The organism is Lactobacillus sp. VURO6/B1 (VP7) (assembly GCF_058139575.1).
Genome location: NZ_JBVOWJ010000013.1, coordinates 17,205 through 31,509, shown reverse-complemented (window position 1 = coordinate 31,509; position 14,305 = coordinate 17,205). Strand labels below are relative to the sequence as shown.

Annotated in this window: 12 protein-coding genes; 11 read left to right on the top strand and 1 reads right to left on the bottom strand. The window is 38.3% G+C overall.

Annotated features, from left to right (window positions below):
• Positions 1 to 124 precede the first annotated feature (124 nt).
• The 5 genes from ACZ2M0_RS08155 (at position 125) to phnE (ACZ2M0_RS08135) (ending at position 4,712) form a co-directional block, all read left to right on the top strand.
• On the top strand, positions 125 to 1,057 hold the full coding sequence (locus tag ACZ2M0_RS08155; protein ID WP_187154030.1) for a phosphate/phosphite/phosphonate ABC transporter substrate-binding protein: 933 nt from the start codon (positions 125 to 127) through the stop codon (positions 1,055 to 1,057).
• 325 nt (positions 1,058 to 1,382) lie between these two features.
• Positions 1,383 to 2,309, top strand: a complete 927-nt coding sequence (locus ACZ2M0_RS08150) for a phosphate/phosphite/phosphonate ABC transporter substrate-binding protein (protein ID WP_490059115.1) — start codon at positions 1,383 to 1,385, stop codon at positions 2,307 to 2,309.
• Between the two features lie 21 nt (positions 2,310 to 2,330).
• Positions 2,331 to 3,104, top strand: a complete 774-nt coding sequence (gene phnC / locus ACZ2M0_RS08145; protein ID WP_462985320.1) for a phosphonate ABC transporter ATP-binding protein — start codon at positions 2,331 to 2,333, stop codon at positions 3,102 to 3,104.
• A complete protein-coding gene (phnE, locus tag ACZ2M0_RS08140) occupies positions 3,097 to 3,900 on the top strand; it encodes a phosphonate ABC transporter, permease protein PhnE (protein ID WP_109586790.1) in 804 nt (267 codons plus the stop codon). The genes phnC and phnE (ACZ2M0_RS08140) overlap by 8 nt, the downstream gene beginning before the upstream one ends.
• The gene (gene phnE, locus ACZ2M0_RS08135; protein WP_490059114.1) at positions 3,900 to 4,712 is read left to right on the top strand and encodes a phosphonate ABC transporter, permease protein PhnE; all 813 of its coding nucleotides are present in this window, start codon (positions 3,900 to 3,902) and stop codon (positions 4,710 to 4,712) included. The genes phnE (ACZ2M0_RS08140) and phnE (ACZ2M0_RS08135) overlap by 1 nt, the downstream gene beginning before the upstream one ends.
• Before the next feature lie 59 nt (positions 4,713 to 4,771).
• Here the strand turns inward: phnE (ACZ2M0_RS08135) and ACZ2M0_RS08130 are convergent, their stop codons facing one another.
• Positions 4,772 to 5,338: a DNA-3-methyladenine glycosylase I gene (locus ACZ2M0_RS08130; protein WP_490059113.1), complete on the bottom strand. Its 567-nt coding sequence runs from the start codon at positions 5,336 to 5,338 to the stop codon at positions 4,772 to 4,774.
• A 201-nt stretch (positions 5,339 to 5,539) separates the two neighbouring features.
• On the opposite strand from ACZ2M0_RS08130, the gene ACZ2M0_RS08125 reads away from it, so the two are divergent.
• The 6 genes from ACZ2M0_RS08125 to ACZ2M0_RS08100 all read left to right on the top strand — a co-directional run bounded on the left by ACZ2M0_RS08125 (position 5,540) and on the right by ACZ2M0_RS08100 (position 14,261).
• On the top strand, positions 5,540 to 6,025 hold the full coding sequence (locus tag ACZ2M0_RS08125) for a hypothetical protein (RefSeq protein WP_490059112.1): 486 nt from the start codon (positions 5,540 to 5,542) through the stop codon (positions 6,023 to 6,025).
• Between the two features lie 52 nt (positions 6,026 to 6,077).
• Positions 6,078 to 7,475 (top strand): metallophosphoesterase, encoded by a 1,398-nt coding sequence (locus tag ACZ2M0_RS08120; RefSeq protein WP_490059111.1) that lies wholly within the window; start codon positions 6,078 to 6,080, stop codon positions 7,473 to 7,475.
• A gap of 107 nt (positions 7,476 to 7,582) precedes the next feature.
• On the top strand, positions 7,583 to 9,532 hold the full coding sequence (gene asnB / locus ACZ2M0_RS08115) for an asparagine synthase (glutamine-hydrolyzing) (RefSeq protein WP_490059110.1): 1,950 nt from the start codon (positions 7,583 to 7,585) through the stop codon (positions 9,530 to 9,532).
• Between the two features lie 19 nt (positions 9,533 to 9,551).
• A complete protein-coding gene (locus tag ACZ2M0_RS08110) occupies positions 9,552 to 10,808 on the top strand; it encodes a carboxylate--amine ligase (protein ID WP_223902969.1) in 1,257 nt (418 codons plus the stop codon).
• Between the two features lie 188 nt (positions 10,809 to 10,996).
• Positions 10,997 to 12,217, top strand: coding sequence for an MDR family MFS transporter (locus ACZ2M0_RS08105; RefSeq protein ID WP_490059109.1), 1,221 nt, complete (start codon positions 10,997 to 10,999; stop codon positions 12,215 to 12,217).
• A gap of 94 nt (positions 12,218 to 12,311) precedes the next feature.
• Positions 12,312 to 14,261: a M13 family metallopeptidase gene (locus ACZ2M0_RS08100; protein WP_490059108.1), complete on the top strand. Its 1,950-nt coding sequence runs from the start codon at positions 12,312 to 12,314 to the stop codon at positions 14,259 to 14,261.
• Positions 14,262 to 14,305 lie beyond the last annotated feature (44 nt).

The window sequence follows — 14,305 nt, the reverse complement described above, 5'->3', positions numbered from 1 at the left end:
TTAATTCAGGTCAATTTTATTTAAATATCTACATAAATGTAGTGCCATTAATGTGACAACTAAGTTTATGCTCAAAAAGCAAGAAATATCGTTAGTGTATATTGATTAGGAGTATAAAAAACAAATGACCAAAATTAAAAAGTTTCTGATAGCATGTTTTGCCTTGTTACTAACAGTCGGTGTGACAGCATGTTCCAATTCAAGTAAGAAATCTAGTTCAAGCAGTGACGCGCCAAAGTCACTTAACGTCCAGTTTGTGCCCAGTGTAGCTGCCAATAAGTTGGAAGCACGGGCTAAGCCGATGGAAAAACTATTGTCTAAGCGCCTTGGCATCCCAGTCCATGTTTCAATGTCAACTGACTACAATGGCTTAGTTGAAGCTATGAAGTCAAAGAAAGTTGATGTTGGTTTCTTGCCTTCAGACGCTTACATTATGGCTCACAAGCAAAAAGCAGCTGACCTGCTTTTACAATCAGTTCGTTATGGCATTAAACAGCCAAATGGCGTTCAAACCAAAGAATTAGTTAATTCATATCGTGGCGAAATCCTGGTTAAGAAGGGTTCTTCAATTAAGAGCTGGAAGGACTTAAAAGGCAAGTCAATTTCAGTTCAAGATATTACTTCCGACTCTGGCTATGTTTTCCCAGTTGCTGAATTAAAGCAAAAGGGTTTAGATGTAACCAAGAGTTGCAAGACTGTATCTGTTAAAGGTGCTGATCAAGGCGTCTTAAATGTTTTAAACGGTGATACTGATGCAGCTTTCGTATTTGAGGACGCACGTAATAATGTTAAGAATGATGATCCGAAGATTATGAGCAAGGTAGTACCAATCTACTTCACCAAGCGTATTCCTAACGATACCATTTCAGTTATCCCAAGTTTGCCAAAATCCTTCCAGAAGAAACTGGCTAAAGCATTTATTGCTATTGGCAAGTCTAAAGAAGGTAAGAAGATTATTGAAAATGTTTATAACCAAGAAGGCTATACTTACGCAAAAGACAGCGACTACGACATTATTCGTCAATATAATAAAGTAATTGCTTCTACTAAGAAATAGTTTCCCCAATATTTTAAAAATCTAAAAAGGCTACATAATAGGAATTAAATAAACTTTCTTAAACAAAATAAGATTTCTAGTCAATTCTCTTTTCTAAATAAAACATTTCTGCTATTATTTGATAGAATAAATACAGTATGTCGAAAGGAGGGTGAAGGTAATGCAAAAACGGCGCTTGGCGTTCATTGAAGTTTTTGCAAAAAAGCCTTTTCGTTCCTTTCAAAATGGTATTGTTCGCTTTTTAGTAAAAGTGTTATTGAAAGACTTAGTTTAATTCACATTCGTGTTTTTAGCTAAAGTCTTTTTTTATGTCTGGGAGGGCATGATGAGAAAATTTAGAAAAATATTGGCTTGTGCTGCTGTTTTTTTAGTAGCATTCATGATGGCTGCCTGCTCAAACAAGGAAAAGAGCAAAGATACTGGCACGCCTAAGTCTTTGAACGTCCAATTCGTTCCTAGTCAGGCTGCCACTAAACTGGAATCTCGTGCAAAACCACTGGAAAAAATGCTGTCAGACCGTTTAGGCATTCCAGTTCACGTTTCAATGTCTACTGATTACAACACAGTGGTCGAAGCCATGAAGTCTAAGAAAGTTGATGTAGGTTTTTTGCCGCCAAATGGGTATATTTTAGCTCACAAGCAAGGTGCGGCAGATGTATTGCTTCAAGCACAAAGATATGGAGTTAAACAACCAAACGGACGTCCAACAAAGGAACTCGTTAACTTCTATCGTGCTGAGATTGTAGCTAAGAAAAATTCTAAAATCAAGAGTTGGAAAGACTTAAAAGGCAAGTCAATTTCTATTCAAAGTCCTACATCTTCAGCCGGCTACGTTTTCCCGATTGCTGAATTGAAGGAAAAGGGTCTTGATGTACGCAAGAGTTGCAAGTTAGTCACTGTGACTGGTCAAGATCAAGCTGTACTAAATGTGCTCAATGGTGACACAGACGCCGCATTTGTGTTTGAAGATGCGCGGACAATTGTGAAAGACGACAATCCTAAAATCATGAGTCAAGTAGTACCAATTTACTTTACCAAGCCTATTCCCAACGATACGATTTCCGTTGTTCCCAGCATGTCTGACTCATTCAGAAAGAAGCTGGCTAAGGCATTTATCGATATTGGCAAGTCTAAGAAGGGTAAAAAAGTCATCGAGAGTATTTACACTCATGAAGGATACGTTCACACTAAAGACAGTGACTTTAACGTTGTGCGTAAGTATGAAAAAATTATCGAATCGACCAAAAAATAAGGAATACAAAGGAAGTTTATAATGGCAGATTCTGCAGTTAAGCCAATAATCGAATTAAAAAACGTTAAAAAAGTTTATGGCAAAGATGTTGTTGGTTTAAAAGACGTCAATTTAACTATCAATAAAGGTGAATTTGTCGTTATTGTTGGTCTATCTGGCGCCGGCAAATCAACGCTTTTGCGGTCGATTAACCGTTTAATTGATATTACCGAGGGTGATATTTTAATTAATGGTGAATCTATTACTAAGGCCAAAGGTAAAAAGTTAAGAACTTTGCGTCGTCATATTGGGATGATTTTCCAAAGCTTTAACTTGGTAAAGCGCTCAAGTGTGATGCGTAACGTTTTAACTGGCAGAGTGGGATATTATCCCACTTGGAAATCCACTCTAAACCTTTTTACTAAAGAAGATAAACAACGCGCGTATGACGCCTTGCAACAAGTTGATCTTGAAGACAAAGTTTACTCTCGGGCTGATGAATTGTCCGGTGGGCAGCAGCAACGGGTAGCGATTGCGCGTGTCTTGACCCAAAACCCGGATATTATTCTGGCAGACGAGCCAACAGCTTCGCTTGACCCGCAGACTTCACGCCGGGTGATGAAAGACTTGCAGATGCTTAATGAAAAGCATGGCATGACAGTTGTCATTAACCTGCACAGCGTGCAACTGGCACAGGAATTTGGCAAGCGGGTCGTTGGCGTTCGTGCTGGTGAAATTATCTATGACGGCAAGATGTCTGATACCCCGGCAACAACGTTTGATCAGATCTATTCCGGTGGTGATGAAGATGAGTAGCACAGAGCAAGAAAAGCTGAAGGCTTTGCCTAAGAAAAAGTTTAAAATCTTAAATTTGCTTTGGGTACTGCTCTTTATTGCTGGATTATTCATTTCTACTAATGAAACCAAAACTGACTTAGGTGCCTTGTTTGCCAACTTTGGGCAATTTGCCGACATTTTCCTGCAAATGCTGCATCCTGACTGGTCTTATCTGGGCACAGTAGTGCCCCTTTTGCTGGAAACTATTAAGATGGCGATCTTGGGTACAGCAATCGGTTCTGTAATTGCTTTTATTTATTCTTTGCTTATTGCCCGCAATATTGTGAAAAATAAAGCACTCACTGGGATATTGAGAATCATTATGAATATCATTAGAACCGTTCCCGACCTGCTTTTAGGTGCTATCTTCGTAGCTATTGTTGGTATAGGGCCAGTAGCCGGTGTTTTAGCCTTGGCTATCTGTACGTTCGGGATTGTGGTCAAACTGTTTTACGAAGCAATTGAAACTATTGATCCGGGTCCAATTGAAGCCTTAACCGCGGTTGGTGCTAATAAGCTGCAAATCATCGTCTTTGCGGTTTTGCCTCAGGTTATGACCTATTTTATTTCCTATTGTTTGTATGCATTTGAAATTAACGTGCGTGCTTCAACTGTTTTAGGTTATATCGGTGCCGGTGGTATTGGTTTGTATCTGCAACAGACGCTGCAAATCTTTGATTATCCTAAGACAGGTACAATTATTATCGTGATCATCATAGTAGTGGTACTAATTGATTATGTTTCATCTAAATCACGGGAGGCGTTGATGCAATAATGGATACGAGTATGAAAAAATTGCCTCCTAGGCCTATAGATGTCAAAAAGCGTGTTTTGCACTGGCTCATAGCAATTGTTACAGCAGTCTTAATTATTTGGTCATGCACAGGAATCGATTTTGGCGGAATCAAAGAAACGGCCGGGCAGATTGCCGGTGCGATCTTTTCTGGCATTTTTCATCCTGATTGGTCTTATGTCTATAACGGCTCAGGTGAAGACCTGCTGTCGCAATTATGGGAAACTGTCTGCATTGCCTTTTTAGGAACATTCATTTCTGCCATTATTTCACTGCCCTTTGCTTTTTGGGCCGCAAATACTAAGCACAAGCACTGGTATGTCTCACGGTCGGGCAAGATTGTGCTGGCAATAATCAGATCATTTCCTGAAATTGTTTTAGCCTTAATGTTTATTAAAGCTGTCGGACCTGGTTCTGCTGCCGGTGTTTTAGCACTTGGCTTTCACTCGGTGGGGATGCTCGCCAAGCTCTTTTCTGAAGCAATTGAGAACTTGGAGGATGGTCCCAACGAAGCAGTTACTGCTGTTGGAGGCTCAAAAACAAATATTATCATGTTTTCTACTTTGCCTAATTTAATGCCGGCGTTAATTTCAAACACTTTATACCGGTTTGATGTTTCGATTCGGTCAGCTTCTATCTTGGGCTTGGTTGGAGCCGGAGGTATCGGCTACCCGTTAATTATCGCACTGCAATACCGTCAATGGAATCGTGTTGGTATCATTTTACTGGGTATCATCATTATGGTTGTGATCATTGACTGGATTTCGGGCTGGATCCGTAAAAAATTAGTCTAAAAACGAAAATATTTCAAAATAGTGAATCAAGCATGTAGATATCAGCTTGATTTATTTTTTTAGCCGTGATATTTAAAGGGGCAATTTTCTAAATGATCATTGATTAAACCAACGCCCTGCAGGAAAGAGTATAGAATTACTGGCCCCACAAAAGTAAAACCGTCTTTTTTCATCTGCTTTGCTAATTTTTGGGCAATCTTGTTTGTCGTTGGTACTTCATCACTTGTCTGAGGATGATGAATAATAGGAGTGGGAATAAATTTTTGTAAATAATGGGCAAAATTGCCGTATTTGGCATCAATAATTAATAGTGCGCGTGCGTTGGTAATTGCAGCGGCAATTTTTCTTTGATTGCGAATGATTCCTTTGTCTTGCAATAAGCGCGCCTTATCCTGTTCGGTCATTTGCGCAACTTCTTCGGGAACAAAATTGCAAAAAGCCTGGCGAAAATTTTGCCGCTTATGCAAAACTGTAGACCAACTGAGACCCGACTGAAACAGTTCCAGTACCAGCATTTCAAATAAATAGCGTTCATCTAAGTTTAATTTACCCCATTCGTGATCATGGTAATCTTTAATTAAGAAATCATCATGGTCACTCCAAGGGCAACGAGTAATATCATTCATTTTTATTCTCCTTAAATATATATTAACGTTCATAAATAAATACGCCAAAAGATTTTTATTCTTTTAAAAACAATTTTTTCCCAGTTATTGTGCTGAAATTTTTAATTATTTTCTTTTTGCTTAAATATCAGAAACTTTTCCTTCAAAAAGTGCAATAGTTGTTTTTTTGGTATAATATATAATGAACTTTAGGAGGAAACCATGGAGAAGTTAGAAATAATAACTTTGGCCGATGACTTGGCCGCAAATCAAGAAAGTATTTTAAATAAAGAAACAGATTTTGATGCCGAGGCAGTTTATCGTGTAATTGATAATTTGCACGTTTTGCATAAGCCAATAAAAGAATACTTCGGCATGACTCAAGAACAGTATTACGACACTGAAAGTGATCATAAACTGACTTTAATTAAGTTGTCAGAGCAATTAACCGATTTGCAGGATCGGATTTTAACTAATCACGTTGATGGTTTTGTTGATAAAAACGAAATTAATTTAACTTATAATCATGAAAATCCCTATGAAGATGGGTTTTATAATGACTTGGTAGATTTTCATGTCGTTAGTTACAGTTTAAAAGTAATTGGAGCCGTTGAAGAAGTAGCGCCAAAAACATTACAAGGAGTTTTGTCTAAAGATGCACTTCTGTCAATTGGTTTAGCGGCACACGCTTTAGAAAAAAATTTATAATTTTAGAGCTGAATGTGTGTTCAGCTCTTTTTCTTTCTGCTTGAGGCAAAATATGGGTGTTTTAAAGTATACTAAAGGACTAGCTGATAAGATAAACGGGGCTAGGTTACGTTCTTTATTTAAGAAAAAAGATGCACAGCTTGATCCTATGCAAAATTATTTAACGGTAGGAGAGTATCACGTTGATAGTGAACAGGGTACACCTAACGATCAGCCGTATACTCTGACAGTTTACCAGGATGAAGAAAAAATTTTGCATCAAGCTCTTAGCCTGGAAAGTACAGATAAATTAGAACCTGAATATGTGCGCAGATTCAGTCCCGAACTGCAGCGCTACCGTGCTTTTGTCAACCGCAAAACTGGCAGACGATACGTTGTTGAAGAATACTTGGATCGCTTTGTTGAAAGAGTCAAAGGCCACATTCGCACAGGAAAAAATTCTGTTAATGTCAGTGTTATTACTGATACTCATTATAAAGATCGTAATAGTATGGACTTTTATGGCTGGAACGGCTTAACTCACGTTAACGAATTTTCTTATCTTGATGACTCAGGATTGTTAAGTTTAAAAGTTCATTTGGGTGACTGGATTGATGGTTCCGATACCGGCTTTTTGGGCGAAAGTGAATTAACCAAGTTGCGTGATTCATTTATTTCCGATAAAGTGCCTTATATGCTGATTAAAGGCAATCATGATGAAAATGATAAATTTGATGAACACCATGATTTAAGTGCTTCTTTTCCTGAAAATGAGTTTGAAGGGATTATGTGGCCTGCTTTGTATAAGCAAAAGGGTGTCCATTATATTTCGCGTCAACACGGGGTTTGTTACTATGATGTGGATGACTTGCGCTTTATTTCCGTTAATACTTCTGATTTGCCTTACTATTTGGATGCCCAAGGCAGAAAAAAGTATGATGTGAAACTTACTTTGGCTGTGAGGGAAGATCAAATTGAAGAAATAATTGAAATACTGGAGCAGTCATCAAATAAGCAAATTATCTTTATGAGCCATGCCAATCCGATTAATCGCAAGGGTTCAAATGCGTTAAAGTATAACGGCCGTTCTCTGCACGAGCTGCTAGTTGCTTTTAATCAGGGTGAAAAAGGACAGATGCATTCCAGCTACGGGATTCCACCAGAATTTCGTTTAGCTAATGACTTTGATTTTACTAATGTGAAAAATGCGCGTATTATTGCCTACTTTTGTGGTCACAGACATAACGAAGACCAATACCGCATTAACGGAATTCAGTATATCTTATTTAACTGTTCGGCACTGATGGGTCCTAACCATGCTTTAACCACTAAGTATAACAAGAATTGGAAGCGGCAAATTGATCATCAAACAGAATTTGCGGGTTATATTGTCAATATTGACATACAGAGGCATTATATTCAGGCCTTTGGTTATGGCGCTGCCAGCAAACGCAGAATTTTTTATATTTAGTAAAATCGCGACGGGCAATTTGGAAATTGCCCGGCTTTTAGCATATAATAGAAAAGTTAAAATAAAGACAAAAATATACAAAGTAACAAATTAAGGGAAGATAAGCAATGTGCGGAATTGTTGCATTTTATAATCCAGAAATAAATGATAAACAAGCCGCTATCGGTAAAATGATGGCAGCAATTATGCATCGTGGTCCTGATTCAGATGGTTATTATACCAACGATAAAGTTGCTTTAGGGTTTAGAAGATTATCAATCATTGATTTACGTGGCGGCAGTCAACCAATTTACAACGAAGACAAAACAAAGGCGATTATCTTTAATGGTGAAATTTACAACTTCCAACCTTTAAGAAAAGAACTGCTTGCGGCAGGTCATACTTTTACCACTAAGTCTGATACGGAAGTGCTGTTGCATGGCTTTGAAGAATGGGGCATGGATGGTCTGCTTAAGAGAGTTCGCGGCATGTTTGCTTTTGCGATTTGGGATGACAATACCCAGACCTTGTACGGTGCGCGTGATTTCTTTGGCATTAAGCCGCTCTACTATAGTGATGAGAATGGACATTTAACTATCGGCTCAGAAATCAAAAGTTTTTTGGAAATGCCTGGTTTTAAAAAACGTTTGAATATTGAAGCAGTCAAACCATATTTGATGAATCAGTATAATGATTTGCATGAAACTTTTTTCAAGGGAATTTATAGATTTCCTGCCGGTCACTGGTTTGAGTATAAAGATGGTAAAATGAAAACCCATCAGTACTGGGATGCAGAATACAAGGCTAATACTTTAAGTTTTGAAGAAACTGTCAATAAAATTGACGAAGATTTACACGAGTCAGTTAAATTGCACCATATTGCAGATGTTCCGGTTGGCGCCTTTTTATCAGAAGGCGTGGATTCAAGTTATATTACCAGCATTTTAAATCCGGATGATGTATTCTCAATTTCTTTTGATGATGCAACTTATGATGAAGCTTCAAAGGCCAGGGCTTTAGCTGATATGAAGGGCTGGCATTTCTTTTCTGATAAGGTTAAGGCAGATGAGGCAATGCATGACTTCCCGGAAATGCAATACCATATGGATGAGCCGGATGCTAACCCGTCAATAATTCCATTATGGTATTTATGCAAGATGGCACGTAAACATGTGACAGTTGCTTTGTCCGGCGAAGGTGCGGATGAATTATTTGCCGGTTACGTTAATTACGGGATGCACACGCACAACAGCATTATTAAAGTGTTTACTTCCCAATGCAAAAAGTTACCGAAGAAGACCAGAGTTAAATTAGCACATAAAATTAAAAAGATGCCTAATTTCCCAGGAAAAGTTCATTTGTACACCAATTTGGCTGAACCGAGTGAATTTTACGTTGGTCAATCAGTTATCTACGACATGGATTATCCGACTATCTTTACCTCTGAGGATGCTAACAGTGTTTTAAAGCCAACTTATCGGAATAAATTAACTGTCAACGGGATTTACCAAAGTGACTTCAAAAAAGTAAAAGATCTCGATAATGTCCGCCAGATGCAGTACATTGATCTGCACCACTTTATGCTAAATGATATTGAGCAAAAGGCGGATAAAATTTCTATGGCCCATTCCTTGGAATTACGGGTGCCATATCTTGATAAAAAGGTTGCAGAAAGAGCCAATTCAATTCCAACTGATTATTTAGTGAACAAGCATGATACTAAATATGCTTTGCGCAAGGCTTCAGAAAAGGTTTTGCCAGATGAATGGGCTAAACGGCCAAAATTAGGCTTTCCCACCCCAATTAAAGAATGGCTGCAAGAACCCCGTTTTTATAAGCAAGTGCGCGAATTATTCAGTGAAGATTTTGTACAAGACGTTTTCGAGCAGAATAAAATTTTGGCTCTGCTCGATGAAAACTACAAGGGTGACGGTTCCCATCGTCGACAAATTTGGACTATTTATACATTCTTAGTATGGTATAAATTATTCTTTGTTGATTATGACGGCACAGTTGCCAAATACCAGCATGTTCAACCAGAAGTTGCCAGCTTGATTAAGCAGGGCAAGCTGGTTTAATGAGGAGCACAATTTATTAATGAAACGAAACTTTACGCCAATTTTACTTGGCAGTGACATTAATGTTTACGGCATGGCCCGATCGTTTAACGAGGCATACGGTATTAGCGTAAAGGCGCTGGCTGACAGTCAGCTGGCGGCAACACGTTATTCTAAAATTGTCAGGGTGGAATTACATCATGGCTTCAGCGAAGATCCAACTTTTATTGAGGTTATGCGTGAACAAATGAAAATTTACCAGGACCATGAAGAACCGGTAATTCTAATTTCATGCGGAGACGGCTATTCTGAATTGCTTGCAAAGCATAAGGCAGAATTACAACAAGTTTTTGTAGTTCCCTATGTTGACTACGATTTATTACAAAAACTAATTTCAAAAGAAAACTTTTACCAGATCGCTGAAGAATGTGGTCTGCCATACCCTAAAACCAAGATTGTGACGATGGCTGATTACAAGGCAGAAAATTATTTGGAACTGCCTTTTGGCTATCCACTGGAGCTTAAGCCGGAAGATCCTGTTTCCTGGCTTGATGTGCAGTTTGAGGGGCGTAAAAAGGCTTTTACCATTCATAATGAAACTGAATTGCGTGATATTGTCACTAAAATCTATGAGAATGGCTACAAAGAAGACTTGATTCTGCAGGACTTCATTCCCGGTGATGATTCCAACATGCGGGTGTTAAACGCCTATGTTGATAAGGAACATCATATCAAGATGATGTGTATGGGTCACCCATTGCTGGAAGATCCGACACCGCAATCAATTGGCAATTATATGGCAATTTTACCTGATTATGATGAAAAGCTGTACGAACAGGTTGAATCATTTTTGGAAAAAATCAATTACACGGGGATGGCCAACTTTGACATCAAATATGACACGCGAGATGGCAAATATAAATTCTTTGAAATTAATTTGCGCCAAGGTCGTTCAAGTTTTTATGTGACTCTTAATGGTTATAATTTAGCCAAATGGTACGTAGACGATTATGTTTATGACAGCTTAAACGATAAGGAACCGGTTTACGGTAATAAATTAAAGTCAAAACATAAACTGTGGTTAGGCATCCCTGTCAATGTGTTTAAGCAATATGCCGTTGATAATGAAGCTAAAAGAATGGCTGAAGAGCTAATCCATGAAGGACGTTATGGTACAACAGTCTTTTATGATCAGGATCGCAATTTTAAGCGGTGGCTGCTTTTGAAATATATGTTTCATAATTATAAAGGACGCTATCAAAAGTATTATCAAGAAAATAAAGGTCAATTCTTTTAGACTCTGCATTAATTAAATAGCAATAAAGATGATTGCAGCAAATTACTGGTGATCATCTTTTTTCTCTAAGAATAAAATTATTATTTTGTATGTAAAATACCGGTTCAGCTATTTTAAATAGGGGTGTTCTTTTTTAATACTTCTTGCTAAACTGGTAAATGGAAACTAAAAAAGAAAGGACTGAATAAATGAAACTTAAACATGGATCTCATGAAGAAACAGAAATTAAGTTGCGCTGGCTATTACTGGGGGAGCTGGCCACGTGGATCGGGTCGAGTTTTGTTTGGCCCTTGACTTCGGTTTATTTAAACAAGCAATTGCACATCAGCCTTTCTGTAATAGGGGTTGTTTTATTTTGCAATTGTGCCAGCAACGTATTGGGCTCGCTTTTAGCTGGACGCTTATATGACCGCCTGAACCCATACCCCTTAATTGTTACTGGTCTAGGACTGGATGCACTAGTTCTGTTCCTGATGGCATTCTTTCACGGCTGGCCAGAATATTGGTTTTGGCTGATTATGACGGGTTGCATCAGTGGCTGGAACGGTACCTTAATTAATTCAATTGCGACTAGTTTGCGTAAATACTCAGGACGCTATGTTTTTAATCTGATTTATTTTGCGCAAAATGTCGGCACAGTCACAGGGACGCTGTTAGTAGGATATCTTTACGACTTTTCAATTGAATTCTTATTTATTTTAGCAGCCTCACTATTTGCCATCGCCTGCGTTAATGCAGCCATTCATTATCGTCCAATTAATACTTTTCACCAAAATCGTAAAAAGAACGGTACTAAAAAAGGCAAGAAACAAAAAGTTGATCCTATGCCCAAATATAATGTGATGTTAATGGTAGGATTCTTAGTTTCTTTAGCCGTGACATGGCTAATGTACATGAACTGGGAATCCAATTTGTCAGTTTACATGGTTTCACTGGGAATACCTTTCCACCTTTATAGCTTGTTATGGACTTTAAATGGTGCTGTAATAGTCATTATTCAAGTGATTTTGGCACGCTATCCTAATTTGTTTAAGAGCTTGTTCCAGCAAATTATTTTTGGCACGCTTATGTTTGCAATTTCTTTTGCCACTTTGATTTTTGCTAAAGATTTTGCCCACTTTGCACTATCAATGTTTATTCTGACCATGGGTGAAGCAACTGCTTTTCCAGCGGTTCCGGCTTACATTAACGATTTGTCTCCGGCAAACAGCAAGGGCAAATATCAAGGTGAAATTAACGTTGCCCGCGGCATTGGTCAGGCCTTTGGCCCCTTATTTGGCGGTATGATAATTGATCGTGCGGGTTACATTCCGTTCTTTATTATTGCTGCCTGTGGTATTTTTCTGATGGTACTGCTCTTATTGCCATTGCATGCAAAATTGCACAAGCATATCACGCTCTATAAGTAATTTTGTAAAGTTTTTTTAATGTTAAGGGTATAATTAAAATGATAAGATTAATTTAGTCTATTTTTAATTTAGATAAAAAGGGAGGACTCTCTGAATGAATAAAAACTTCGCAGTTCGAGGCGGTAGTGGTAATATCATCGAGCCTGAGCTTGATGCACGCCCACAGGACAACTTATACTTGGCTGTTAACTCAGAATGGATTGAAAAAACCAAGATTCCGGAAGACCGGTCACGAATGGCTTCGTTTGACGGCATCGATGTTGATGTTGAAAAGCACTTGATGCAGGATTTTGCTGATTTTGCTTCTGGAAAAAAAGAATTACCAAATGTACCTAATTTTGATGAAGCCGTTAAGTTATACAAATTAGCTAGAGATTTCGCTAAAAGAAACGCTGATGGAGCTGCACCAATTAAGTCAGACTTGGAACTTCTTGATGGCATTAAGGACTTTTCTGACTACAACTTAAATGCGCCTGACTTAGCAACTTTTGCCATACTTCCATTTAGCTTTGGCGTTTCGCCTGATATGAAGAATACCAAAGTTAATGCTTTGTATTTTGCTGGTCCTGGGACTTTCTTGCCTGACACTACAACTTATCAAACTTCTGATGCACCAAAACTATTAGACATTTTACAAAAGCAATCGGTTAAGCTTTTAACCATGGCTGGTATTGAGCAAGCTAAAGCAGAAAAATATGCAGAAGATGCTATTAAATTTGATGCTAAGCTATCTAAGATCGTTAAGTCTACAGAAGAGTGGGCAGATTATCCTGCTACTTACAATCCAATGAAGATTGCTGACTTTGAAGCTAAGTTTGATCAATTTAAGATTGCTTACTACTTGAAAGAAGCAATTGGCGAAGAACCAGAACGAATTATTGTTGAAGAACCACGCTACTTGGATCACATTAACGAAATTATCAATGAAGAAAACTTTGATGAAATCAAAGGCTGGATGTTGGTTAACTTTATTAACGCAGCTGCTGACTCCTTGTCACAAGAATTTCGTGAAGCAACGTTTCCATTTAGTCAGGCTCTTAGTGGTCAACCTCAATTGACAAGTGGCGAGAAACAGGCTTACTACATTGCAAATGATTCATTTAGCGAAGTAGTTGGCGTTTATTATGGTCAAACCTACTTTGGTAAAGAAGCCAAAGAAGACGTTGAGGACATGATTCACCGTATGCTTGAGGTTTACAAGGAACGTTTGCAGAATAACGATTGGCTTTCTGAACAAACTAAGAAACGTGCAATTATTAAACTTGATGCTTTGGTATTAAAGATTGGTTATCCAGATAAAATCGAAGAAATTTACAATCGTTTGAAGGTAATTCCAGCTAATGAGGGTGGCAGCCTCTATTCGAATGAACGTGCATTTACCATTGTGGAGCAAAAGTACAACATTGAGCAACTTCACAAGGAAGTTGACCGGACAGTATGGGCAATGCCTGGTAATTTAGTTAACGCCTGTTATGACCCTCAAAGAAACGATTTGACTTTCCCTGCAGCAATTTTGCAGAAGCCATTTTATGATTTGAAACAAGACAGAGCGGCCAACTTTGGCGGAATCGGTTCCGTAATCGCTCATGAAGTTTCTCATGCGTTTGACAACAATGGTGCACAATTTGATGAATTGGGCAACATGACTAATTGGTGGACTGATGAGGATTACGCCGAATTCAAGAAGCGGACACAAGCTGAAATTGATTTGTTTGACGGTATAGAATATGGACCAGTTAAACTTAATGGTAAGCAAATAGTTTCAGAAAATATTGCTGACCAAGGTGGTTTGACTGCTGCTGTTGAAGCCGCCAAGAACGAAAATGATGATTTGAAGAAACTGTTTGAAAACTTTGCACGCATTTGGGCTAATAAGCAGTTAACAGAATCAATTAAGAGTCAAACTGCTGTTGACGTTCACGCACCTGGTCCATTACGTGCCAACGTTCAAAGTCAATGCCAAGATGACTTTTACAAAGTCTTCGATGTTAAACCAGAAGACGGCATGTGGCTCGACCCAGAGAAACGAGTACATATTTGGTAATTATTAGTAGTAAATCAAAAACCATTGTTCTAATCATTTAGAAC